The organism is Mycobacterium sp. (assembly GCF_035603715.1).
Classification (GTDB): domain Bacteria; phylum Actinomycetota; class Actinomycetes; order Mycobacteriales; family Mycobacteriaceae; genus Mycobacterium.
This window is the reverse complement of sequence record NZ_DATNJW010000142.1, coordinates 1-22900: the sequence shown is the minus strand read 5'-3', so window position 1 is coordinate 22900 and position 22900 is coordinate 1. Positions and strand designations below refer to the sequence as shown.

Here is a 22900-nt window from a genome sequence, read left to right as displayed (position 1 = left end):
TGGCTTCTCGCGGATGCGTGGATTCTACTGCGTACGAATGTAATTCGACAACAGAGCCACCGGTTGCCCGTGCCCAGTCGCGAGCTTGGCGTTCGTATCGGTCCAAGACGCTGATGTTGTCCAACGGTTCGTGACCGGCCGTACCCAGAAACGCTGCTCGATCAGCGGACATCGGGCGGTCGAGCTACAGGCGCTGCACCATGAACGGCGGGGCGGTGCGCAGCTTCTTGATCCGTGCCCGCCAGAAGTCGTCGCCAAGGCCGGGCGACGCCGCCACAATCTGCTGCAGTCCGGCCACGTCGGTAGCCAGCACGACGGCGTCGGCATCGATCTGATCGCCGGTATCGGTATGGATCTGAAATGTCTGGGCGTGATCGCGGACGATGCTCGTCACCGCGCTGCCTTGCCGGAATTGCACCCCGAGGCCGGCCAGATATTGCTGCAGGGGTTGCCACAGCGCCGTGTCGTAGTTGGCATTGGCAACGTCGAAGATCAGCCCCTCGCTGGAACCGAGGAAGTAGATGTGGAACATGGTGGCCAGCTCCGCGGCCGACAGCTCGGTGGGGCTGGCGAAGAAGCTGCGAGAAAACACCTCGAACGCCAGATGCCGCGCGGCTTCGGGGAAGTTGATGCTTTTCAGGAACGTCTCGGCGTCGACGTGATCGATGCGGTGATAGATGTCGGGCAGCGACACGGCGGCCAGCGGGGCGGCGGCACGCGCGTCGATGCGGGTGAGGTCGGTGAGGCGAAAAGTCGGGCTGCGCAAGGCGAATACCAATGCGTTCCACGGCGGGTTGCGCGGTAAACCACGGAAGGTGTCTTGCCGTCCGGCGCCGTCGATGAGCGGGTAGTCGTCGACCGGACTCAGCATGGACAACGAGGTGTCGACCCGGCGCAGCAGCGCCCGCAAGTTGTAGTACTGCCGGAAGAAGGCGTGGAAGCCGCGGTTCATCGCGAGCTCGACGCCGTCGGAGTGATCGGTCCAGCCGCCGACCCGCCCACCCAGGTAGTTCTCCCGTTCGATGACGTCGACGCTGACGCCGCGCTCGGCCAGACCCGTCGCGGCGGCCAGGCCCGCGATTCCGGCGCCGACGACGACCGCCCGCGGCCGCGACGCCAAGGCTGTCGCGTTGTTCAGGCCCGGTGTCGCCGGAAAGGTGCGGCGACGGCGATCGGTCGTCACGGCGCATCCCCGAGGAAGGTGTGCGCGATCTGGGTCTCCCAACCCGGCATCGTCTCGCTGCGCACCGCGCTGAAGCCCGCGTCGCGCAGCCGCTGCCGGAATTGCTTTGCGCCGTCGAATGTCAACACGCTGCGCCACAAATGCTTGTACAGCGTCGCGTCCCCGGTTTGCAGCCAGCCGGAGGGAATGATGATGCTCCAGCAGACCGCGTGCCACACCAGGGTCGCGGCCCGCGAGTCGCGTACCGAGTAGTCGTGCACCGCCAGCGTGGCGCCAGGCGCCAACAGGTTGCGCAGTGCCCGCAGCTGGGTGTCGGGATCGGACAGATTGCGGATCAAATACGCCGCCAGGATCCCGTCGAAGGGGCCGACGACGCCGTTCTCGGCCAGGCCTTCCACGGGCGTGTGCACAAAGCGGACCGACGACGGCCACGGTTTGTTCTTCGCTTCGTCGAGCATTCCCCCCGATGCGTCGATCGCGGTGATCTCGGCATGTGGGGCGACACTCAGCAGCGCGGCTGTCGACGCGCCGGTGCCGCAGCCGGCATCGAGCAACCGCAGCCCGCGGCCCTGATCGGGCAGCCGCAATCGCTGTGCCGAAAGACGAAGGTGGGCATGGTATCCCGGGCTGGCGCCGACGAGTCGATCGTAGGCGTGCGCGCCGACGTCAAAAGCGGCCGGCACCTCAGCGCGGGGCAGACCGGTGTTACCGACGTTCACGTTGTCGTTCCCATAGCAGTAGGACCGCGGTTACCAATGCGAAGCCGAAGAAGAAGTCTTCGATCGGGATGTCGAGCGGAAAGCGGATGCCGCTGGTTTGCCGATTGTCGTACACCACGATCGGCGCACTCAGCTTGGTCAGCCAGCCGTCGACCAGAATCTGGAATCCGATCACGATCAGCATGGACAGCCAGTAGGCCGGTCGCCGAAAAAGCCCGGTGCGCAATACCGTGAACTCCAGCGCACCGACGGCGAGCGCCGCCACGATGGCGGGGGCGGTGTAACCGAGGCCGCTCATCGGCGGTTGACCCGGCTGAGGATGGCGCTTACCGCGTTGTAGGTCAGCAAGGCGCACAACGGAATCACCAAAAAGAACAGGACCTCCTCGATCGGCATCCGAATCGGGATGTTCACGCCGGTGACGTATGCCGGGTTGTACGTCCAGAGGTGGGCTCCGATAGCCACCTCATCCCAGAGTACGAAAACGGCGGCGACGGGGAGCACAGCGCGCGCGGCCCGCCAGAGTTGACGGTAGACGCCGGGGCGAAAGATCTCCAGCGGCAAGGTGATCGCCAGGCAGGCCGCCAGAACGATGAGGTACTGCCAGTGATCCACTACGCCACACCGGATCTGCGACCGTCTGATGCAGCCGGGTGCGTCAACCGGGCTCGCCACGAACGCAACAAGCCGGCGCCGGCGACGCGGAGTCGTCGGCCGTTGCCGACGGTGGCGCGCTGGCTGAACACCGCAAAGTCGCAGTCTTCGATCCGGTCGAGGATTCCCGAGTACAGCGTCAGCGCGGTCGCGACGCATGGCCGTGACCGTGGTTCCAGCATCGCGACACCGTCGGCGGCGTAGCGGTAGACCTGGCGCGCGACATCGTGCTGATCGGCCAATGCCTTACGAACCCGGCCATCGGTCCGGCGATTGTGGTGGCACCACATCAGCACGTCGCGGTTGACACCGTGGGCGGCCAGTTCATCGGCCGGCAGGTAGACACGTTGCCGCATCAGGTCTTCGTCGATGTCTCGCAAGAAATTCGTCAGCTGGAAGGCTCTGCCCAGCGCCGCCGCGTGCGGAGCGGCCTCGTCGGCCGGGCCGATCGTGCCCAGGATCGGAAGCACTTGCAGGCCAATCGCTTCCGCCGAACCCTTCATGTAGAGGTTGAGGGCGGGCCGGTCCGGATAGTCGGTGATGGTCAGGTCCATCCGCATCGAGTTCAGGAAGTCGTCGAACAGGTCGTCGCCGATGGCGTAACGCCGTGCGGTGTGGCGCACGGCGGCCAGCACCGGGTTGGCCGGGTGTTCGTCAGCGGAAAAGAATTGGTCGGACAACTCCCGCAGCCGTGCCGCCCGGGTCGGGGTGTCAAGGGCCGGATCGAAATCGTCGAGAATGTCGTCGGCGTAACGGGCAAAGCCGTAGAGCGCGTGGATCGGCGGGCGCTGATCGGGAGCCAGAAGCCGGGTGGCCAGAAAGAAGGTGCGGCCGTGCGCTGCGTTGAGGGTGCGACAGCGCCGGTAGGCACCGCGCAGGTCGGGATCTTCGATGCCGGCCGCGGTCAACTCGGTGCGGATCATGAGCGACCGGCTTTCGCTACGACCGTTCGCTTCGCCCCGTCGACGATGCCGGTAATGCGGTCGGCGGCCAGTCGCCCGGAGATCATCGCGGTGGGGACCCCGACGCCGGGCACGGTCGACGATCCGGCCAGCACGGCATTGTCGATGCCCCGCAACGTGTTGGCCGGACGGAACGGCCCGGTCTGGGCGAATGTGTGGGCCAGCGCGAACGGGGTGCCCGCGATCATCCCCTGACGCGCCCAGTCCTCTGGGTTGACGACGTGCAACACCTCGGCGCCATCGCGAAAGCCCGGAATCAGCCGCGCGCCAACGGTATCGATGAGCTGCTCGGTGTAGTTGTCACCGAGGTGCGACCAGTCGACCACACCGCGGGTGAGGTTGGGCGCCGGGGCGAGCACGTAGAACAGGTCGTGGCCGCCCGGTGCCAGGCTAGGGTCGCTGGCCGTCGGCCTGGTGACGAGTAGGGACGGATCTTGCATCAACCTGCCGTCACGGATGATGTCGGTGAAGGTCTGATCCCAGTGTTCGCCGAACACGATGTTGTGATGTGCCAGTGGATGATCCGGCGGGGACGCCTGGCGGCGGCCGATGTGCGCGACAACGGCCGACGGTGCCGGCCGAAGACGACCGATGCGACGAGGTTCGCGGCCCAACAGGCGGTAGGTGGTCGGCAGTTCGGTGGTCAGCACCACGGCATCGCAGGCGATGCGCCGGTCGGTGTCGGTCCGTACGGCCGCCACGCGGCTGCCGGTGCGCTCCAGGCCGGTGACCGTGGCGCCGTAGACGAAGTGGACTCCGGCATCGGTGGCGGCCGCGGCCAGCGCGTCGGGCAGTGCCCGCATGCCGCCGCGCGGAAAGTAGACCCCCGAGATGGTGTCCATGTAGGCGATCACCGCATACACCGCCAGGGCCTTCTTCGGCGCCACGCCGGCGTACAGCGACTGGAAGGTGAAGACGCGCCGCAGCCGGTGGTCGGAGATGTGCCGATTGACCATGGTGTCCCACTTGCGGAATCCACCGAGTGCCGTCAGTCGGGCCAGTTGAGGATTAACCAGCGATAGCGGGGAATCGAAGTTCTCGGCGATGAAGCCGTTGAACTCGGTCTGGTAGAGCCGAGTCAGCCAATCGCGCAGCTTCCGATAGCCCGCGGCCTGTTTGGCGCCGGCGAATTCTCGGATGGTGTCCGCCATCAGGTCCGCGTCGCTGTGCACGTCGAGACTGCTACCGTCGGCGAACTGCGCGCGGTATGCCGGGTTCACCGTCATTAAATCCAGTCGGTCCGAACGATTTTCGCCGACCGCGGCAAAGGCTTCATCGATGATGTCGGGCATCGTCAGTACGGTCGGTCCGGTGTCGAGCTGATATCCGTCGATGTCGAGGCGTCCGGCGCGTCCGCCGGGCCAGTTTTCTCGTTCGACCACGGTGACGTCACGGCCACGCCCGGCCAGATGCAGCGCCACGGACAGCCCGGCCAGGCCGGCGCCGACGACGACCACCCGGGTGTTCGGCCCCGCTACGGTTCTCATTCGGTTCGCTCCGTGCAGATGGCGGCCATGTTCGCCAGCCCGGCCCGCACCGGCTCGCCGATCCGAAGATCGTCGAGCTCATTGAGCGCGGACGAAACCCGGCTGCTGATCATGTCTTCGATCCTTTGCACGGCCCCCGTCGTGACGATCAAGGTACGCCAGCGCTCGAGGGCGTTGTCGTCGAGATCGCCGGTGTTCATCAGCTCGGTGAGCTGCCGGCGGGTGAGCGGATCAGCCAGGTCGTGCGCGGCGATCACCACGCTGGTGGCCTTGCGTTCGATCAGATCTTGGCCGCTTGGCTTGCCGGTCACCGTCTCGGCGCCGAAGACTCCCAGCAGGTCGTCGCGCAGCTGGAATGCCTCGCCCACCGCTTCGCCATAGCGGCCCAGGCCGCAGATGGTCCGATCGCTGCAACCGCTCATCGCCGCACCGATCTCCAGCGGCCGTCGCACGGTGTAGTTGCCCGATTTGCGCCGCGCGACCTCCAGCACGGTATCCATCGACGGCAGGTCGCGGATATCGCTTGCCAGATCAGCGAATTGGCCCAGCGCGAGTTCGGTGCGCATGGCGTCGTACCGGGGCCAGGCCTGCTGCAGGCGGCGATGGTCGACGCCGCTTTCGCGCAGCATTTGTTCGGCCCAGATCAGACAGAGGTCGCCCAGCAGGATCGCCGCCGATTCGCCGAACCGCTCCGCCGGGCCGGACAACTGCCGATTTCGATGCCATTGGCTGAATTGGATGTGCGCGGCGGGACGACCGCGGCGCGACGAGGCAGCATCCATCACGTCGTCCTGGAGCAGCGCGAAGGCGTGCAGCAGTTCCAATCCGGTGGCGGCGAACAGCGCCTCGTCGCTGTCCTGGGCGCCGGCCAGCCAGCCCAGATACATGAAAGTCGAGCGCAGGCATTTGCCGCCCGCAACGAATTTCACCAGCACGTCGCCGGCGACTTCCACGCCTGACTCATCGAGTTCAGCAGCGCATCGGCCGGTCACGAACTCGGCCAGTTGCGTCAAGACCTTGCGGCGCAACCCGATTCGCCATGCGTCGAACTGCGCGGGATCTGACCAGGATTGCGGGTTGCGCTCGACAGGCTGCGCGGATGGCGCTAACGACAGCGCACGCACCTCGCCCACCGAACCCCCTCTCGAAGGATCGGGTCGCAACCAACCCGCACGACCCAGACTCACGGGCTATACCTCCCAAACGACGAAGACAAACACGCCCGCCCCCTAGATTAACTTCACAAGATGAAACTTTAACTTACTGAACATCTGGCCGCCCCGCCAGAGATATCTCGCCTAGGGTGGGTCCATGACCGCAGCGCAGCGTGAACGAAGCGCACTCGTGAGCACGTTTCGCCAGGTAGGGCCCGACGCGCCGACGCTGTGCGCAGGTTGGAACACCCGCGATCTGGCCGCTCACCTGGTTGTGCGGGAACGGCGTCTCGATGCGACGCCGGGCATCACTTTGCCCTTTCTCGCCGGCTATACCGAGAAGGTGCAGAACAAGGTTGCGCAGTCGACCGGCTGGGATGACCTGGTCAACCTGGTGTCGTCCGGTCCGCCTATTTATTCACCGTTCAAACTGCTGGATTCGGTCGCGAATCTCGGCGAGATGTTCATTCACCACGAGGACGTGCGCCGAGCCATCGACGGCTGGCAGCCCAGAGTGCTTGACGCATCGATCGCCACGCCGCTGCGCCGTCAGCTCGGATTGATGAGCCGGCTGATGCTGAGCAAGCTGCCCGCGCGGGTCGAACTGCGGACACCCACCGGCGAGCAGATCGCCCGGGTGGGTCGCGGCGATGCGGTCACGGTGACCGGCGAACCGCAGGAGCTGTTGCTGTTCGTCGCAGGCCGTGATGCCGTGCGCGTTGAGTTCGGCGGCGACGCGGAGGCGATCGCCGCGGTCCGGTCGGCACCCCGCGGGCTGTAGCGCCGGATTACGCCGGGGCGTGGCCAAGCAGGTGCCGCAGGGTCTGCTCGAGGTCAGGGCGGCGGAATCGGTGATCGGCCTGCTGCAACCGCGTCGGCAGCACCCGTTGATTGGCGCACGCTAGTTCCCGCGCACCCTGCTCGCCGAGTAGCACCCGCGGCCCCAACGCCGGTACCGGCAACAATGCGGGGCGATGCAGAACGCGGGCCAGTGTCCGGGTGTAGTCGACGTTGCGGGCCGGTTCGGGAGCAACCGCGTTGACCGGCCCGGACAAGTCGGTGTCCCACAGCCCGCGGTGATAGACGTCCACCAGATCGTCGATCCCGATCCAGGACAACCACTGTTGGCCGCTGCCGAGTCGGCCCCCGAGCCCGGCAGAGAACAGCGGCCGGAACAGCCGAAGTGTCCCACCAGCGGGGGACTGCACGATTCCGGTGCGCACCCGTACCACCCGCGTTCCGGCCTGCTCGGCCGGAGCCGTCGCGTTTTCCCAGTCGGCGACCACGTCGGCCAGGAACCCGTCGCCGCGTTCACTGTCCTCGGTCAGCGCCTCCTCGCCCCGGTCGTAGCCGTAAAAGCCAATCGCCGACGCGCTGATCAGCACCTTGGGCCCGGCGCTGGATTGTGCGATCAGCTCAGCCAACCGGCGCGTCGGGCCGATCCGGCTATCCCGGATCGCAGCCCGATGTTCATCGGTGAAGCGGCCCGCGATCGACTCGCCCGCGAGGTGGATGACCGCGTCCACGCCGGTCAACAGACTCGGATCGGGGCTTTCTGGATTCCATTGGCGTTCATCGGGTTTGGTAGCCGGGTGCCGGACCAGCCGAATCACCCGGTGGCCGCCGGTGGACAGGAAGGCGGCCAATTGCGAGCCGACCAGCCCGGAGGCGCCGGTGATGGCGACGGTGATCGGGGTCAACCCATGCTCGGCCGCATGCCGGTGGACGGCGAGGTCGTCGGCCAACTGACGGTGCCGGTAACGGAACATCGACCGCAGTGCGACGGCGGGGACCGGCGTTGCGACGCGGTCGGTCAGGCGGGTCCGATCGCCGGCGACTTCTTCGAAGTCGTGAGTGTGCCGCCACCGCACCGCCAGCTTGGCCGGCAGCGACGCCAATCCGTCGGTGCCGATAGCGTCGACGAAGCGGCGGGGCGGGTCGTAGCCGTCCGGTTGGTGATCGGCCACCCAGCGCAGACCGCCCGGCAGGCCGAGTTCGGCGCGTCCGTTCTCCAGCGAATCAGCTTCGGCGATCAGCTTCATCGGCGACCACGGCGGCGTGAGCCGGGTGAACGCGCCGGGTCGGGCATGCCAGTCGAACACCTCGTAGATCGGTGCGTCGATCACGCTCGAATACACAAGTCCCATTGCGCCGACGGTACCTGCGCAGCGGATGGGCGGTTATCTAGCGATCCGGCAGCGCGTGCTCGACGATGGGCAGCCGTGGCAGCGGCTGGCGTTCGCGGCGCTTGGCCGCCAGGTACACCTGCGCCGTCTCGTCGGCCACCGTGTGCCAGTCGAAATCCGCGGTCAGTCGTTGGCGTGCGGCCTTGGCCCGGCGTTGTGCGGCCGCCGGATCGTCGAGCACGGCGATGACCGCCTTGGCCAGCCGAGTCACATCGCGCGGCGGACACGACATCCCGGTCTCGCCGTTGATCACCGCCTCGCCCAGGCCGCCGATGTTCGACGTCACCAGCGGGGTGCCCGCGGCTGCGGCTTCCAGCGCCGCGAGCCCGAACGGTTCGTAATGGCTGGGCAGCACGGCGGCGTCAGCGCGATGCAGGGCGGCCAGCAGATCGTCATGATCGAGTCGCCCGACGAAGCGAGTTGCCTTGAGTACTCGATGTTTACGGGCCTGCTCGACGAGCCAGTCCTGCTGGGTGCCTTCACCGGCGACCGTGAGGGTGGCGCCGGGGTACGCCCGACGGATGCGGGGCAGCGCGGCGATCGCCTCGTGCACGCCCTTCTCGTATTCCAGCCGGCCCACGTATAACAGCTCCGGCGCTCCGGTGCGGGGCCTGCGGCGCGCGAACGGCCATCGCGCCGCCTCGATTCCGTTGCGGATCACCGTGGTCTCGGCCAGGCCGGGGCCGAACAGCTCGGTGATCTCCTCGCTCATCGACGCCGAACAGGTGATCAGCGAGTCGGATTCGCGCACCAGCCACGACTCAACCGCATGCACCTGTCTGCTCAGTGATCCCGACACCCACCCCGAATGCCGGCCGGCCTCGGTCGCGTGGATGGTGGAAACCATTGGTACGTCGTAAAACTCGGCCAGCGCGATCGCCGGATGGGCGACCAGCCAGTCATGCGCGTGCACCACGTCGGGCTTCCACGCGCGGTCGCGGCGCCGGTCTTTCAGCGATAACCCAACCCGAACCATCGCGTGACCCATGGCCAGCGTCCAGGCCATCATGTCGTTGCCGAAGGAGAACTCATGCGGGTCCTGCGCGGCGGCGACGACCCGGACGCGCTGGTTGATCTCATCCGAGGACGGGTGGGTGCTCGGGTCGGTGCCCGTGGGGCGCCGCGACAACACCACGACGTCGTGGCCGGCGGCGGCGAGTGCGGTCGACAAGTGATGGACGTGCCGGCCGAGTCCGCCGATCACCACCGGCGGATACTCCCACGACACCATCAGGATTTTCATCGCGGCAGCCTTCGCGCATCCAGCGCACCGAACAGGCCGTCGGCCCGGTTCCAGCCGTCGGCCAGGCGCTGTGCGACTTCGCGGCGGCCCGAGGCCAGCGCGCCGGCGATCTCGCGAGTGGCATGGGCGTGCAGATGCGCCCGGTACCGGGCGTAGTCCGCCGCGGAGTCCTTGCTCACCATGAACGGCCAATCGCTGGAAACGGTGAGCAGCGTCTCGCGCAGGATCTGGTCGGCGATGTGGTCGCGGGGGATCGGCCCGTCCAGCGTCGCGGTCTGGGTCAGCGCCTTGTCGACGGTGGACAGCGCGGTGTCGACGACCTCGGCGTTGAGCTGCACCAGGTCGGCCACTTTGTCGCCGGCCCACACTTGCCAGTCCTTGCCGGAACCCCAAGAGCTGGGCGGTAATTCAACGGTGTCTCCGACGAGGCCCGCGCTGACGGCGTCGCTCAGCGTGCCCAAGCGCACACCGGCTTCCGGCAGTGCCCGCAGCACCCGTTCCAGCCACACCGGACCCTCGTACCACCAGTGGCCGAACAGTTCGGTGTCGAATGCGGCTACCACGTGGGCAGGTCGCCCGATGCGCGCGGATTCGGACAGCAGTCGGCTGCGGACCATCTCGACGAAATCGGATACGTGGCTGTCGATTGCGCGATAGGCACGGTCGGGCTCGTAGGGTGACTTCTTCTCAGATGGCACATTGCGGCCGGTGACGCGGGCCGGCTTCAAACCGGTGCGGTGGTCGTAGGTGTGGAAATCACGGTAGGCGGCGTGGCCGGGATAGCCGGATTTCGGCGACCACACCCGGTAGCTGACCTGCAGGTCGCGCCCGAACGCGATCACATTCGAGTCGCCGACCGGCCGGCCCAGCGCGGTGTCACCATGCAGCGACGGCCCGTCGACCATGAAGTGGCCTACTCCGGCCGCGGCATAGTCGTGCTCCATACCGGGGGCATAGGCGCATTCGGGCGCCCAGATGCCAACCGGCCTGTGCGCCAAGCGCTGCCGGGCATCTTCCAGGCCTTCGCGCAGCGCGAATTCGCGCAGCCGCGGGTTCAGCAGCGGCTGGAACGGATGCGCGAGGGGTCCGCCCAGCAATTCGACCGTGCCCGCGTCGATCAGGCCCCGCAGCAGCGGGCTGGCCCCGTGGCGCCAGTACGTGGTGAAATCCTCGAGCGCTTCCGCGGTTTCGGCGAGTTCGCGAATTCCGAAGGCGCGCAATGCCGCCGGTGCTGAGGCCGGCGATGTGTCGGGACCGTCGCCGCGGCGGACGCTGGCAGCCTCGGCGGCACGTAAATGCCAATTGGCCAGCCAATGATGCATCCCGTCAAGGCAATACGGGTCATCGAGCTGCGCCATCACGACCGGAGTGACACCCAGCGTGATCAGCCGCTGCCGGTCCTCGTCGGCCAGTCTGCGTAGCACCCGTAACAGCGGCAGATAGGACGCCGCCCAGGACTGGTAGAGCCATTCCTCGCCGACCGGCCAGCGTCCGTGATGGGCCAGCCACGGCAAATGGGTGTGCAGCACCAGGGTGAACAGCCCGGGCACCGGCTCCGTGCTCGCCGGTGTCACGGGTGCACCGCGATTGCCACCAGGTCCAGGCTGTCATCAATATGACGTGCCGGCTGCGTCGCAGCCTCGACGACGTCGAAGTCGGCGGCGGTAACCACGGCGACATCGGCCAGCAGTTGATCCGGCCAGGGCGCATCGGCGACGGCACGCGCGATCTGGGCGTCGATGATCGAGCCGCCGTGCCGGGCGTCCATCTCAGCCAGCCGCGGCCCATGGAACACACCGCTCATCAAGATCGACGCAAAGCCCGCGTCGCGCAAAAGCTCGGTCAGCTCGTCCGCATTGAGCTCGCGGGTGTGGAACGGATTGATCGGGGTGTCGCGCCCCGGGGAGAACGTGATCCGGTTAGGTGTGGACACCATCAGCCGCCCGCCGGGTCGCAGCACCCTGAAGCATTCGCGGACAAACTGTGGCTGATCCCACAGGTGCTCGATGACCTGGAAGTTGACCACGACGTCGACCGAGTTGTCGGGCAGTGGCAACTCGGCGAGGTTGCCGTGGATGACCTCCACCCGCGGGTACCGGGCCCGCACGTGCGCGACGGTGGCCTCGTCGTAGTCCAGAGCGATCACCCGGCGCGCGACCCCGGCGATCAGGTCGGCGCCATAGCCTTCCCCACAGCCCGCTTCCAGCACCTCGCGATCCGCGCAGTGCGGTGCCAACCGCTGGTAGACCACCTCGTGGCGGCGAAACCAGTAATTCTCCACGTCGAGACCCGGGATGGTCCGTTCACCGGTCAACGGCAGAACGGCATCGGCGGGGGTGTGGGGAGCATCAGGGATGAATGCGCTCATGGCATAGGCAGGCTAACGCGTGGCGACGGGTTCGCGAATGCTTCACTACGGGCAATCGCGCGTACAGGGCAGCCCTCCGGCCGCCAGCGAAGGCATGTGGGCTAAGAACCTGCAGGACGACCCGCTATGGTGTGAGAGCGAACCGCACAAAGTTACCGGTCAGTAACATGCGGGTGCGGGGCGCACAAGACGTGACCTAAGTCCTGTCGCTAAACGCTGCAGGACTCACTCGAGGAGGACAAGCCACTCTCATGACGAACATCGTGGTCCTGATCAAGCAGGTCCCGGACACCTGGTCAGAGCGCAAACTCAAAGACGGCGATTGGACGCTGGACCGCGAGGCCGCCGACGCCGTGCTGGACGAGATCAACGAGCGCGCCGTGGAAGAGGCGTTGCTGATCCGCGAGAAAGAGGCCGCCGACGGCACCGAGGGGTCGGTGACGTTGCTGACCGCGGGTCCCGAGCGGGCGACCGAGGCGATTCGCAAGGCGCTGTCCATGGGCGCCGACAAGGCCGTCCACCTGCTTGACGACGGGCTGCACGGCTCCGACGTCGTCCAGACCGGCTGGGCGCTGGCGCGCGCGCTGGGCACCATCGAGGGCACCGAGCTGGTGATCGCCGGCAACGAGGCCACCGACGGCACCGGCGGCGCCGTGCCGGCCATCATCGCCGAGTACCTGGGCCTGCCCCAGCTGACCCACCTACGGAAGCTGTCGCTGGACGGCGACAAGATCACCGGCGAGCGGGAAACCGATGATGGTGTGTTCACCATCGAGGCCACGCTGCCGGCCGTGGTGAGCGTCAACGAGAAGATCAACGAGCCGCGGTTCCCCTCCTTCAAAGGCATCATGGCCGCCAAGAAGAAGGAAGTTACCAAGCTGACCCTGGCGGAAATCGGTGTCGAGGCCGACGAGGTCGGCCTGGAGAACGCCGGCTCCAAGGTGCTGACATCTACCCCCAAGCCGCCGAAGACCGCCGGTGAGAAGGTCACCGACGAGGGCGAGGGCGGCAACGACATCGCGAAGTACCTGGTCGGTCAGAAGATCATCTAAGACTTGAATCCCGAACCGAAAGACACGGAATAACTCATGGCTGAAGTACTTGTGCTCGTTGAGCACGCTGATGGCGCTTTGAAGAAGGTCAGTTCCGAATTGATCACCGCGGCACGCGTTCTGGGGGAGCCCGCCGCCGTCGTGGTGGGTAAGCCAGGCACAGCCGATCCGCTGGTCGACGGCTTGAAGGCGGCCGGTGCCGCCAAGATCTACGTTGCCGAGTCCGACGCGGCGGAGAGCTACCTGATCACCCCGTCCGTCGACGTGCTTGCCGCGCTGGCCGAATCCGCCAGTCCGGCAGCCGTTTTGCTGGCTTCCAGTGCCGACGGCAAGGAGATCGCGGGCAGGCTCGCCGCCCGGATCGGGTCGGGTCTGTTGGTCGACGTGGTCGGTGTGGAGGCCGGGCCCAAGGGCATCCACTCCATCTTCGGTGGCGCGTTCACCGTCGAGGCACAGGCCAACGGCGACACCCCGGTGATCAGCGTGCGCGCAGGCGCGATCGACGCCGAACCGTCCGATGGCGCGGGTGAGAAGGTCACCGTCGAGGTGCCCGAGCCCGCCGAGAACGCCGCCAAGGTCACCAATCGGGAGCCCGCGGTGGCCGGCGACCGTCCGGAGCTCACCGAAGCCACGATCGTGGTGTCCGGTGGTCGTGGTGTCGGCAGTGCCGACAAATTCAGCGTGGTCGAGGAGTTGGCCGACTCGCTGGGCGCCGCGGTCGGCGCATCCCGCGCCGCGGTGGACTCCGGCTATTACCCCGGTCAGTTCCAGGTGGGCCAGACCGGTAAGACCGTCTCGCCGCAGCTGTACATCGCCCTGGGCATCTCCGGAGCGATCCAGCACCGCGCCGGCATGCAGACCTCGAAGACGATCGTCGCGGTCAACAAGGACGAAGAGGCGCCGATCTTCGAGATCGCCGACTACGGCGTGGTCGGCGACCTGTTCAAGGTCGCGCCGCAGCTCACCGAGGCAGTCAAGACCCGCAAGGGCTGATCGCACGCGAAAGCCCCCGCCCGCCTAGGCGTGTCGGGGGCTTTTTGCGGTTCGGCCTACCCTGTGCGTTTCGGCCTAGCCTGGATGAGATGAACAGCGGCGGATCGGATCCTCATCGCGAGTTGACCCGCGCGGCCGACGGCGACGGTCCCGCGGCCGGCGCCGCCCGGTCCGCGCTCGGTGGCGGAGCGGCGGCCACCCGGCTACGCGCCGCGATTCTGGCGCTGGCGCAGCATCGCGGACCGAACTCCAGCATCTGCCCGTCAGATGCCGCGCGCGCCGTCGGCGGCCACGCCTGGCGGGAGCTGACGGCCCAAAGCCGCAGCATCGCCTTCACATTGGCCCGCGACGGCGATGTCGAAATCACCCAGCGCGGTGCGGTCATCGATCCGGATCAACCGTCACGCGGACCGATCCGCATCCGGGTCGCGCCAGCCTAAGGGCCTCGACAAGGTTTGAAATCTGGCGAAGTGGTGTACAAAGACTTGCTACTTCGTTCCAGGAAAGGCCGGAAAATGAAGGCAATGGCGCCAGCCACGATAGCGATCGCCGCAGTTCTGTTCAGCGGATGCTCTGCCTCGCAGATCATCAACACCGGTGGTGACACCAAGTGCAAGGACTTCACCACGCAGGACGAGAAGAAGCAGAACGACGAGGTCAGCAAGATGCTCAAGGACAAGAGTGGCGTCGACCCGTCCAACATGGAGATCACCGCGACCCGGTTATCGGCGGCGACCTACTGCCAGACGCTCGGCAAGCCGGACAGCAAGATCTCTGAGGCGCCGCACGGCTGAGGGAATCGCTTGCGCCGACCCGCTTACTCGTCGTTGGCTTGCAGCACCACGGTCGCTCGCCCGGCTACCCGAACGGTGTCGCCAGCGGGAATCGGTTGGCGATCAGCGGGATCCGCCGCTTCGGCGGTGTCGACGACGGGGAGCCAGGCTGGGCCGAATTCGCCTGGCGGCAAGGTGAATTCGATCGGCTCGTGGTGGGCATTGAAACACAGAAAAAACGAGTCGTCGGTAACCCGCTGCCCGCGAGCGTCGAGGTCTGGAATGCCATGGCCGTTCAGGTAGACCGCCACTGATTTGCCGAAGCCCGAATCCCAGTCGTCGTCCGTCATTTCGGAGCCGTCTGGCCGGAACCAGGAGATGTCTGGTTGCCCTTCGACGCCCCGCCGGCGGACCGGCACCCCTTTGAAGAATCGGCGGCGCCGGAACACCGGATGGGCAGCACGCAGGGCGGACACCGATCGGGTGAACTCCAGCAACTCGGTGTCCGCTTCGTCCCAATGCACCCAGGTGAGCTCGTTGTCCTGGCAGAAGCCGTTGTTGTTGCCGTTCTGCGTACGGCCGAGCTCGTCGCCGTGCGAGATCATCGGAACTCCCTGCGACAGTAGCGTTGTCGCTAGGAAGTTGCGCTGCTGGTGAGCACGAAGCGCGTTGATCTCAGGATCGTCGGTCGGACCCTCCACGCCGCAGTTCCATGACTGGTTGTTGCTCTCGCCGTCGTTGTTGTCTTCGCCGTTGGCCTCGTTGTGTTTTTCGTTGTAGGACACCAGGTCCCGCAGCGTGAAACCGTCGTGAGCGGTGACGAAATTAATGGAAGCCACCGGGCGCCGGGCGGTGGACTCGTAGAGATCGGCTGAACCGGTCAGCCGGGAGGCGAACTCGCCCAGCGTCGCGGCTTCCCCGCGCCAGTAGTCGCGGACGGTGTCACGGAACTTGCCGTTCCACTCCGTCCACTGCGGCGGGAAATTGCCGACCTGGTAACCGCCGGGGCCGACGTCCCACGGCTCGGCGATCAGCTTGACCTGACTGACGACCGGATCCTGTTGCACGAGTTCGAAAAACGCCGACAGCCGGTCGACGTCGTAAAACTCACGGGCGAGTGTGGAGGCCAGGTCGAAGCGGAACCCGTCGACGTGCATTTCGGTCACCCAGTACCGCAACGAATCCATGATCAGCTGCAGTGTGTGGGGATGGCCGACGTTGAGGCTGTTGCCGGTTCCGGTGTAGTCCATGTAGTACTGCTGATCGTCGTCGACCAAGCGGTAGTACGCGGCGTTGTCGACACCGCGCATCGACAAGGTGGGGCCCAGGTGGTTGCCTTCGGCGGTGTGGTTGTACACCACGTCCAGGATGACTTCGATGTCTTCTTCGTGCAGAGCGCGGACCATGGTCTTGAACTCCTGCACCTGGCCGCCGGGCGTGGTGCTGGACGCGTACTTGGAGTCGGGGGCCAGGAAGCCGATTGTGTTGTAGCCCCAATAGTTTGACAACCCCTTGTCCACCAGCGTGGAGTCGTTGGCGAAGTGGTGTACCGGCATCAGCTCGATCGCGGTGACGCCCAGTTCTTTAAGATGCTCGATGATCACCGGGTGGGCGATACCGGCATAGGTGCCGCGCATCCGCTCGGGAATGTCCGGGTGCAGCTGGGTCAGTCCCTTGACGTGTGCCTCGTAGACGACGGTGTCGGCGTACTCGTGACCGGGCGGACGGTCGTTGCCCCAGTCGTAGTACGGGTTGATCACCACCGACTTGGGCATGCGGGGCGCCGAGTCGTCGTCGTTGCGGCTGTCGGGGTCGCCGAAGTTGTAGCTGAACAGTGCCTGATGCCATTCGAAGTTGCCGTCGATCGCCTTCGCATACGGATCGATAAGCAGCTTGTTCGGGTTGCACCGGTGCCCGGCGGACGGGTCGTAGGGTCCGTGAACCCGGTAGCCGTAGCGCTGGCCCGGTTCCACAGCCGGCAGGAAGCCGTGCCAGACGAAGCCGTCCACCTCGTTAAGCGTCACCCTGGATTCGGTGCCGTCGGCGTCGAAGAGGCACAGCTCCACCTTCTCGGCGACCTCGCTGAACAGCGCAAAGTTGGTGCCTGACCCGTCGTAGGTGGCGCCGAGCGGGTAGGCCTTGCCCGGCCACTGCTCGATAGCCGCCGCCCGCGGCGGTTCGACCGACTCGGCAACTTCCGGCACAGCGCCCTCTTTCGCTAGAGGACCGTGTGGGTACGGCCCGACGGTGGGGGATACCCGTCGGTCAGCGTGTCACACATTGTGTGAATCAGGGCACAATGGCGCTGTGGAACCTTGGCCGACGCCCGATGAGCCCGGTCCCGGTCAGGAGTCGGTGTGGGACTATCCGCGCCCGCCGCGGCTGGAGGAGTTCACCGGCTCGATCGCCATCGAGTTGGGTGGCCGCACGGTGGCGTCGACCGCTCGCGGGTGGCGTGTGCTAGAGACCAGCCATCCGCCGACCTACTACCTGCCCGGCGCTTCCTTCGCTGATGGTGTTCTGCGACGGGCCGACGGCGATTCCTGGTGTGAATGGAAAGGCCAGGCAACCTATTACGACTTGGTGACCGAGAAGCGGGTTGCGCCACGAGCAGCGTGGACCTACCGCCGGCCGAGTCCCGATTTTGCCCCGATCGCGGGTGCGATCGCGGTGATGGCTGCGGCAGTGGACCGCTGCACGGTCAACGGCGAGCAGGTGATTCCGCAGCCGGGCGGCTTCTACGCCGGCTGGATAACCAGCTGGATTGTGGGTCCTTTCAAAGGAATTCCGGGGTCCATGGGTTGGTGAACCGGCACTACGCCGCGTCGGTCAACATCGCATCGATGCGGCGTAAGGCGATCGAGCACACCGCCAGATAACCGGGAGCCCACCACGGGACGCCGATGCTGACTCGTGTGTAGCGGTCGACCGGCTGGACCCGATGAGAGGTGGCCGGGACGCCCGCCACCTTCCACGCCCAATGCCGGCCGGGTTCGAACTCAGTGACGACGAACGGGACGCCGAACCCCAGTGACGTACGCACCACGCCGGTAGCGCCCAATGACAGCTCGGTGTGCGGCGAATCAAGCCGGGCTCCGCTGACCGTCGGGCCCCATTGCGGCCACGCATCGAGATCGACCAGAACGTTCCAGGCCGCCGACGACGGCGCGGCCACAAGTCGGTCGACGGCGAGCATCACGGCGCCCGGCCGCCGAGACGTCGCTGCTGTTCGACGACATCGTCGAGATCGCGTAGCCGTCGCAGTCCGGCTAACGGCTGGTTCATCCTTTGATTGTTGGCAAGGTGTTTGGCGTTGCGGTCCAAAAACCACCAGTAGCCACCGGTGAACGGGCACGCCCGATCGCCGACCCGCTCGGTGGGCCGGTATCTGCATTCCCCGCAGTAGTCGCTCATCCGATTGATGTAGGCGCCGCCGGAGGTATACGGCTTGGTCGCCATCAGTCCGCCATCGGCGTGCTGGGACATGCCGACCACGTTGGCAACCATCACCCATTCGTAGCCGTCGACGAAGCAGCGGTGAAACCAGTCGGTGACCGCGGCCGGGTTCCAGCCGCGCTGCAGCGCGTAGTTGGACAACACCATCAGCCGCGGAATGTGGTGCGCCCAGCCGTGATCGCGCACCTGCGCCAGGATGTCCCTCAGGCAGTGCGCGTCGACGGCGTCGGAGTCCAAGTCGGCGAACCATTTCGGTAGCCGCCCGTGTGCTTCGAGCGCGTTGCGCCGACGGTAGCCGCGGCCGAAATGCCAGTAGACATGCCAGATGTAGTCGCGCCATCCGATCAGCTGCCGGATGTAGCCTTCGACGCTGCCCAGTGGGGCCTGACCCGAACGGTAGGCGTCCTCGGCGGCGTACGCGCAATCGAGGGGGTCCAGCAAGCCGAGATTCATCGGTGCCGACAACAGGCTGTGCGCCATGAAACGATCGCCGCTGAGCATAGCATCTTCATGAGGGCCGAAGTGCGGCAACCGATCTCGCAGGAAGACCTTGAGGGCGCTCTGCGCTTCGGCAGCGGTCACGGCGAACTCGCGCGGGCCGTCACGACCGACGAACGATACGTCGCCGTCGCGTTCCCAGCGGTCCAGGTCGGCGCGGACCTGTTCGTCGATCTCGTCTTCATCGGGTTGCCATGGCGGCGGAACCCCGAGGCCGTCGCTGCTCGCCGGCGCGGGCTCGCGGTTGTCGACGTCGAAATTCCACCTGCCCTCCGCGGGTTGGTTGCCGTCCATCAGCAGGTCGAACCGCCGCCGCGCATCGCGGTAGAAGTTCTCCAGCTTGAGTGTGTGATGGCCCGCGGCCCAGTCGGCGAACGCCTCTCGGTCGGTGCAGAATCCGCGCGCCGGCAACACCTCGACTGTTGGTATCGACCGGACGAACCGGTCGGCGGCCCATGAGGTGGGTTGGCACACGCTGACCGGTTCGTCGAGCTGATCGAGCGCCTCGCGGTACGTACGGGTCTGCAGGAACGTGACCTGGTCACCGAGTTCGGCCGCCCGGTGACGCAAGGCCGAGAGCACCAGATGCGCTTTGCGGCGATGAAAGCGGCGGCGTTCGAACGCCGCTCGCGACTCGATCAGCAGCACCGGCTGATCGGGTGCGTCCAGGAAGTGCGGCCCGAGTTGATCGGCGAAGCACCAGCGCCGAGTGTCAACACTCATACTGCCTGCCATACCCTTGCGTGCAGAATCCGAATCACCATCTCTGCCCAGCATGGATCGAGGAGCGCGATGACGGACGCCTTGTCGGCACTGGCCGCAGAGAAATTCGTGTCACTGACGACCTTCAAGAAGGACGGCACCCCGGTCGCGGCGCCGATGTGGATCGGCCGCGACGGCGATCACCTGTTCGTCTGGACGCCGGCGGACAGTTGGAAGGCGAAGCGAGCCAAGAACAACCCCCGGGTCACGCTGGTGCCGTGTGGCCGTGGTGGAAAGGTCCGCAACGGCGCTGAGCCGGTGGGTGGGACCGCCGAAGTGATGAGCGAGCCGGCGACGGTTCAGCGCCTGGCCGGCGTGATTCGCCGCAAGTACGGCCTGGAGTTCATCATCGTGACTTTCATCGAGCGCCTGCTGGCGCGCGGGCCGAAACCGCGTCTGATTCTGCGGATCGCGCTGTCTAGCTGACCCGGCCGGATGTCGACTCTCGAATGTCGAACCCTTCGAGCGTGGCCCCGCAGCGCCACGCATCCAGGATGTCCGCGTATTCGGTTGGGCTGCCGAAGAAGAAGCTATCCCGGTTGAGTCGTGCACTCGCCTGGCCTTCACGGTTGTAGTAGCCGGGAGTACACGATTCCCGCCGGCCGGCGATGACGCTGGAACGCTCGACGACGGTATCGACCCAGGCGGCTTCGGCATCCGCGGTGGCCTCGACTTCAGCGGCGTCGTGCTTCAGCGCCCACGCGATCACCCACGCGATGTGACGCGATTGGGTGTCGATCAGGTAGGGGAAGTTCACGGTGAAACCGGACTGGGCGATGCTCTCGATGAAGCAGTTCGGAAAACCGTTGACGTGCAAGCCGTGCAGGGTGCGGACGCCGTCGGCCCACTTGTCGGTGAGGGTCAGCCCGTCGCGGCCGATGATCTCGAAGCCGGTGCGCTGTGCGTAGCTGGTGCCGACTTCGAAGCCGGTGGCGAAAATCAAGCAGTCCAGGGGGTATTCGACACCGTCCACCACGACGCCGTTGGCGGTGATCTGCTCGACGCCGAGGCCTTGGGTGTCGACCAGCGTGACGTTGTCGCGGTTGAACGCCTGCAGGTATTCGTCGTGAAAGCAGGGCCGCTTGCAGTAGTACCCGTACCACGGTTTGAGCGCCTCGGCGGTGGCCGGGTCGATGACGATGGCCTCGACGCGCGCTCGAATTTCTTCCATCTTGGCGAAGTCGGCCATTTCGGCGGCGTTCGGCCCACCTTCGTTGACGATGGGCATTTTCTTGGTCAGGCTGGTCCACGCATCGTCAACCAGATCTTCATCGGATGAACCTCCCGCAGTGAGGATTTGGAAGTTCTCGATGCGACTCTGTTGCCAACCGGGCTCCAGCGATGCTGCCCAATCCGGTTCGGTCGGCCGGTTGGCACGCACGTCAACCGTCGACGGGGTGCGCTGAAAGACGAACAGTTCACCGACCGACTCGGCGAGCCGCGGCACACATTGAATGGCCGTTGCGCCGGTGCCGACGATCCCGACCCGCTTGTCGGACAGCCCGCGCAGATCGTCGCCGGTGTATTCGTAATCCCAGCGGCTGGTGTGAAAGGTATGGCCACCAAAGCCGGTAATCCCGGCTATGCCAGGTAGTTTGGGCTTCTGCAAGTAGCCGTTGGCCATCGCAACGAACCGGGCCCGAATCTCGTCGCCGCGATCGGTGGAGATCACCCACCGGGAACTGCTTGGTTCCCAGCGGATTTCCTCGACCTCGGTTTGCAGGCAGGCGTCGCGGTACAAGTCGAAGTGCTCGGCGATGCGACGGCAGTGCGCCCAGATTTCGGGGCCCTTGGCGTATTTCTCGGTCGGGATGTAGCCGAGCTCTTCGAGCAACGGCATATAGACGTAGGATTCGACGTCGCAGGCGATTCCGGGGTAGCGATTCCAGTACCAGGTACCGCCGACGTCGGCGGCCTTGTCGATCAGCCGCACATTCTCGACGCCGAGTTGCTTGCACCGCGCGCCGATCAGCAGGCCGCCGAAGCCGGCGCCCACGACCGCGACGTCGACCGAATCGGTGATGGGGTCGCGGCTGAAGTCTGGGTCGGCCCACGGATCCTCACCGAACTTGCTGAATGCGCCGGTTATCTCGACGTATTGTGTGATGCCGTCGGAGCGCAAACGGCGCTGGCGTTCCTCGGCATACTTGCTGCGCAGCGCATCGGGATCGAAGGTATCTGCGCTGCTGCTAGACGTCACGGCTGAATACTGGACCAATTTTGTGACCCAGGCAACGTCGAAAAGCAGTCCTTCGTCATCTGCCGTGCACGGACACGTTACGGATGCGATGCCAATTAGCTGATCAATAGCGCAACAGTGGCGCACATGAGCACTGAATCGGTCCTCATCGCCGCTGAAAAGCCGGCCCCGGGGACACGTTCGTCGGCCGAGCCGCGTTATTCGCTGTTGTTGTCCACTGATCCCGCACAAATCGAAGCAGCACAACGGCTGCGCTATGACGTCTTCAGCAGCGAGCCGGGTTTCGCGCTGACCGGTCAGGGCGACGGCCTGGACGTCGATCGCTTCGACGAGCACTGTGACCACCTTCTGGTGCGCGAGGACAACACCGGTGAGCTGGTCGGTTGCTACCGCATGCTTTCCCCGACCGGCGCGATCGCGGCTGGCGGGCTTTACACGGCAACGGAATTCGACATTCAAGGACTGGATTCGCTGCGGCCGTCGCTGGTGGAGATGGGCCGTGCGGTGGTGCACAACGAGCACCGCAACGGCGCTGTCGTACTTCTGATGTGGGCCGGCATCCTGGCCTACCTCGATCACTGCGACTACGACTACGTCACCGGTTGCGTGTCGGTGCCGGTGGCCGGGGACAGCGGGCCGCCGGGCACTCAGATTCGCGGTGTGCGCGACTTCGTGTCCAAGCGCCACGCGGCTCCCGACGACTATCGGGTGTATCCGCACCGCCCGGTGGTCATCGACGGGCGCTCACTCGACGAGATCGACCCGCCGTCGCGGCCGGTGATACCGCCGCTGATGCGGGGCTACCTGCGGTTGGGGGCGCAGATCTGCGGTGAGCCCGCCCACGACGCCGACTTCGGTGTGGGTGACTTTCCCGCGCTGCTGGACAAACGCCAGGCCGACACGCGCTACCTGCGGCGACTCCGGTCGGTATCGGCGGCCACCGAAGCAGCGGGTCGGGTGGCTTGATGGCCGCTCCGGCGCCCCGCGACCACGCCTGGCTGCCCCGGGCGACCTGCGATACGGGCTGCATACAAGCCGGCGGCTACGAGGCGACGCGGCGGATGATCGTGGCGCTGCGGGTCGCGCGGCGGATTACCTTGTTGGTGTTGTTGGCGCCCGCGTTGCCGCTGCTGGCGGGGGTGATTCCGGGCTGGTCGAAGTCGAGGCAGATCTATTGCCGGCTGCTGCTGTGGTGCCTCGGCGTCAAGAT

22 protein-coding genes and 2 pseudogenes are annotated in these 22900 nt (G+C 66.1%); 9 read left to right on the top strand and 15 right to left on the bottom strand.

Features of this window, described 5'->3' with window-relative positions; translation table 11 throughout:
- The 7 genes and pseudogenes from VN856_RS06570 to VN856_RS06540 form a co-directional block, all read right to left on the bottom strand.
- A pseudogene (locus VN856_RS06570) lies at positions 1 to 1183 on the bottom strand (FAD-dependent oxidoreductase); the annotation flags it as partial.
- On the bottom strand, positions 1180 to 1902 hold the full coding sequence (locus tag VN856_RS06565) for a class I SAM-dependent DNA methyltransferase (protein ID WP_325687321.1): 723 nt from the start codon (positions 1900 to 1902) through the stop codon (positions 1180 to 1182). The pseudogene VN856_RS06570 and the gene VN856_RS06565, both read right to left, overlap by 4 nt.
- Entirely contained in the window at positions 1889 to 2200 is a 312-nt protein-coding gene (locus tag VN856_RS06560) for a lycopene cyclase domain-containing protein (protein WP_325687319.1), read from the bottom strand. The genes VN856_RS06565 and VN856_RS06560 overlap by 14 nt, the downstream gene beginning before the upstream one ends.
- On the bottom strand, positions 2197 to 2517 hold the full coding sequence (locus tag VN856_RS06555; protein ID WP_325687317.1) for a lycopene cyclase domain-containing protein: 321 nt from the start codon (positions 2515 to 2517) through the stop codon (positions 2197 to 2199). Before VN856_RS06555 ends, VN856_RS06560 begins: the two co-directional genes overlap by 4 nt.
- Entirely contained in the window at positions 2517 to 3479 is a 963-nt protein-coding gene (locus VN856_RS06550) for a phytoene/squalene synthase family protein (protein WP_325687315.1), read from the bottom strand. Before VN856_RS06550 ends, VN856_RS06555 begins: the two co-directional genes overlap by 1 nt.
- Positions 3476 to 5005, bottom strand: a complete 1530-nt coding sequence (gene crtI, locus VN856_RS06545) for a phytoene desaturase family protein (RefSeq protein ID WP_325687313.1) — start codon at positions 5003 to 5005, stop codon at positions 3476 to 3478. Before crtI ends, VN856_RS06550 begins: the two co-directional genes overlap by 4 nt.
- A complete protein-coding gene (locus tag VN856_RS06540; protein ID WP_414686889.1) occupies positions 5002 to 6129 on the bottom strand; it encodes a polyprenyl synthetase family protein in 1128 nt (375 codons plus the stop codon). The genes crtI and VN856_RS06540 overlap by 4 nt, the downstream gene beginning before the upstream one ends.
- A 187-nt stretch (positions 6130 to 6316) precedes the next feature.
- On the opposite strand from VN856_RS06540, the gene VN856_RS06535 reads away from it, so the two are divergent.
- Entirely contained in the window at positions 6317 to 6940 is a 624-nt protein-coding gene (locus VN856_RS06535) for a TIGR03085 family metal-binding protein (RefSeq protein WP_325687311.1), read from the top strand.
- 7 nt (positions 6941 to 6947) lie between these two features.
- Here VN856_RS06535 and VN856_RS06530 read toward each other — a convergent pair whose 3' ends face one another.
- Genes VN856_RS06530 through VN856_RS06515 form a run of 4 tightly spaced genes read right to left on the bottom strand, consistent with a single transcriptional unit; the run spans position 6948 to position 11956 of the window.
- Positions 6948 to 8306, bottom strand: a complete 1359-nt coding sequence (locus VN856_RS06530; RefSeq protein WP_325687309.1) for a TIGR01777 family oxidoreductase — start codon at positions 8304 to 8306, stop codon at positions 6948 to 6950.
- A gap of 37 nt (positions 8307 to 8343) precedes the next feature.
- A complete protein-coding gene (locus VN856_RS06525) occupies positions 8344 to 9588 on the bottom strand; it encodes a glycosyltransferase family 4 protein (RefSeq protein WP_325687307.1) in 1245 nt (414 codons plus the stop codon).
- Positions 9585 to 11162: a glycoside hydrolase family 57 protein gene (locus tag VN856_RS06520; RefSeq protein ID WP_325687305.1), complete on the bottom strand. Its 1578-nt coding sequence runs from the start codon at positions 11160 to 11162 to the stop codon at positions 9585 to 9587. Before VN856_RS06520 ends, VN856_RS06525 begins: the two co-directional genes overlap by 4 nt.
- Positions 11159 to 11956, bottom strand: coding sequence for a class I SAM-dependent methyltransferase (locus VN856_RS06515; RefSeq protein ID WP_325687303.1), 798 nt, complete (start codon positions 11954 to 11956; stop codon positions 11159 to 11161). The genes VN856_RS06520 and VN856_RS06515 overlap by 4 nt, the downstream gene beginning before the upstream one ends.
- A gap of 251 nt (positions 11957 to 12207) precedes the next feature.
- On the opposite strand from VN856_RS06515, the gene VN856_RS06510 reads away from it, so the two are divergent.
- From VN856_RS06510 to VN856_RS06495, 4 genes are all read left to right on the top strand, one after another.
- Complete coding sequence (locus tag VN856_RS06510; RefSeq protein WP_325687301.1) at positions 12208 to 13008, top strand: electron transfer flavoprotein subunit beta/FixA family protein; 801 nt, start codon at positions 12208 to 12210, stop codon at positions 13006 to 13008.
- A 36-nt stretch (positions 13009 to 13044) separates the two neighbouring features.
- Positions 13045 to 14001, top strand: a complete 957-nt coding sequence (locus VN856_RS06505) for an electron transfer flavoprotein subunit alpha/FixB family protein (protein WP_325687299.1) — start codon at positions 13045 to 13047, stop codon at positions 13999 to 14001.
- An 89-nt stretch (positions 14002 to 14090) separates the two neighbouring features.
- Complete coding sequence (locus VN856_RS06500; RefSeq protein ID WP_325687297.1) at positions 14091 to 14441, top strand: DUF3253 domain-containing protein; 351 nt, start codon at positions 14091 to 14093, stop codon at positions 14439 to 14441.
- Between the two features lie 75 nt (positions 14442 to 14516).
- On the top strand, positions 14517 to 14795 hold the full coding sequence (locus VN856_RS06495) for a hypothetical protein (protein ID WP_325687294.1): 279 nt from the start codon (positions 14517 to 14519) through the stop codon (positions 14793 to 14795).
- A 23-nt stretch (positions 14796 to 14818) separates the two neighbouring features.
- Here the strand turns inward: VN856_RS06495 and glgX are convergent, their stop codons facing one another.
- Complete coding sequence (gene glgX, locus VN856_RS06490) at positions 14819 to 16978, bottom strand: glycogen debranching protein GlgX (protein ID WP_325687292.1); 2160 nt, start codon at positions 16976 to 16978, stop codon at positions 14819 to 14821.
- Between the two features lie 103 nt (positions 16979 to 17081).
- Here glgX and VN856_RS06485 point away from each other — a divergent pair, with 103 nt between their 5' ends.
- Complete coding sequence (locus VN856_RS06485) at positions 17082 to 17582, top strand: DUF427 domain-containing protein (RefSeq protein WP_325687290.1); 501 nt, start codon at positions 17082 to 17084, stop codon at positions 17580 to 17582.
- 7 nt (positions 17583 to 17589) lie between these two features.
- Here VN856_RS06485 and VN856_RS06480 read toward each other — a convergent pair whose 3' ends face one another.
- A complete protein-coding gene (locus tag VN856_RS06480) occupies positions 17590 to 17970 on the bottom strand; it encodes an SRPBCC family protein (protein ID WP_325687288.1) in 381 nt (126 codons plus the stop codon).
- Positions 17970 to 19451 (bottom strand): cryptochrome/photolyase family protein, encoded by a 1482-nt coding sequence (locus VN856_RS06475; RefSeq protein WP_325687286.1) that lies wholly within the window; start codon positions 19449 to 19451, stop codon positions 17970 to 17972. Before VN856_RS06475 ends, VN856_RS06480 begins: the two co-directional genes overlap by 1 nt.
- A gap of 69 nt (positions 19452 to 19520) precedes the next feature.
- Here VN856_RS06475 and VN856_RS06470 point away from each other — a divergent pair, with 69 nt between their 5' ends.
- Positions 19521 to 19916, top strand: a complete 396-nt coding sequence (locus VN856_RS06470; protein WP_325687284.1) for a PPOX class F420-dependent oxidoreductase — start codon at positions 19521 to 19523, stop codon at positions 19914 to 19916.
- Here VN856_RS06470 and VN856_RS06465 read toward each other — a convergent pair.
- Complete coding sequence (locus VN856_RS06465; RefSeq protein WP_325687282.1) at positions 19909 to 21690, bottom strand: NAD(P)/FAD-dependent oxidoreductase; 1782 nt, start codon at positions 21688 to 21690, stop codon at positions 19909 to 19911. The genes VN856_RS06470 and VN856_RS06465 overlap by 8 nt on opposite strands.
- A gap of 126 nt (positions 21691 to 21816) precedes the next feature.
- On the opposite strand from VN856_RS06465, the gene VN856_RS06460 reads away from it, so the two are divergent.
- Positions 21817 to 22656, top strand: a complete 840-nt coding sequence (locus VN856_RS06460) for a GNAT family N-acetyltransferase (protein WP_325687280.1) — start codon at positions 21817 to 21819, stop codon at positions 22654 to 22656.
- Positions 22656 to 22900: pseudogene (locus VN856_RS06455) on the top strand (1-acyl-sn-glycerol-3-phosphate acyltransferase); the annotation flags it as partial. The gene VN856_RS06460 and the pseudogene VN856_RS06455, both read left to right, overlap by 1 nt.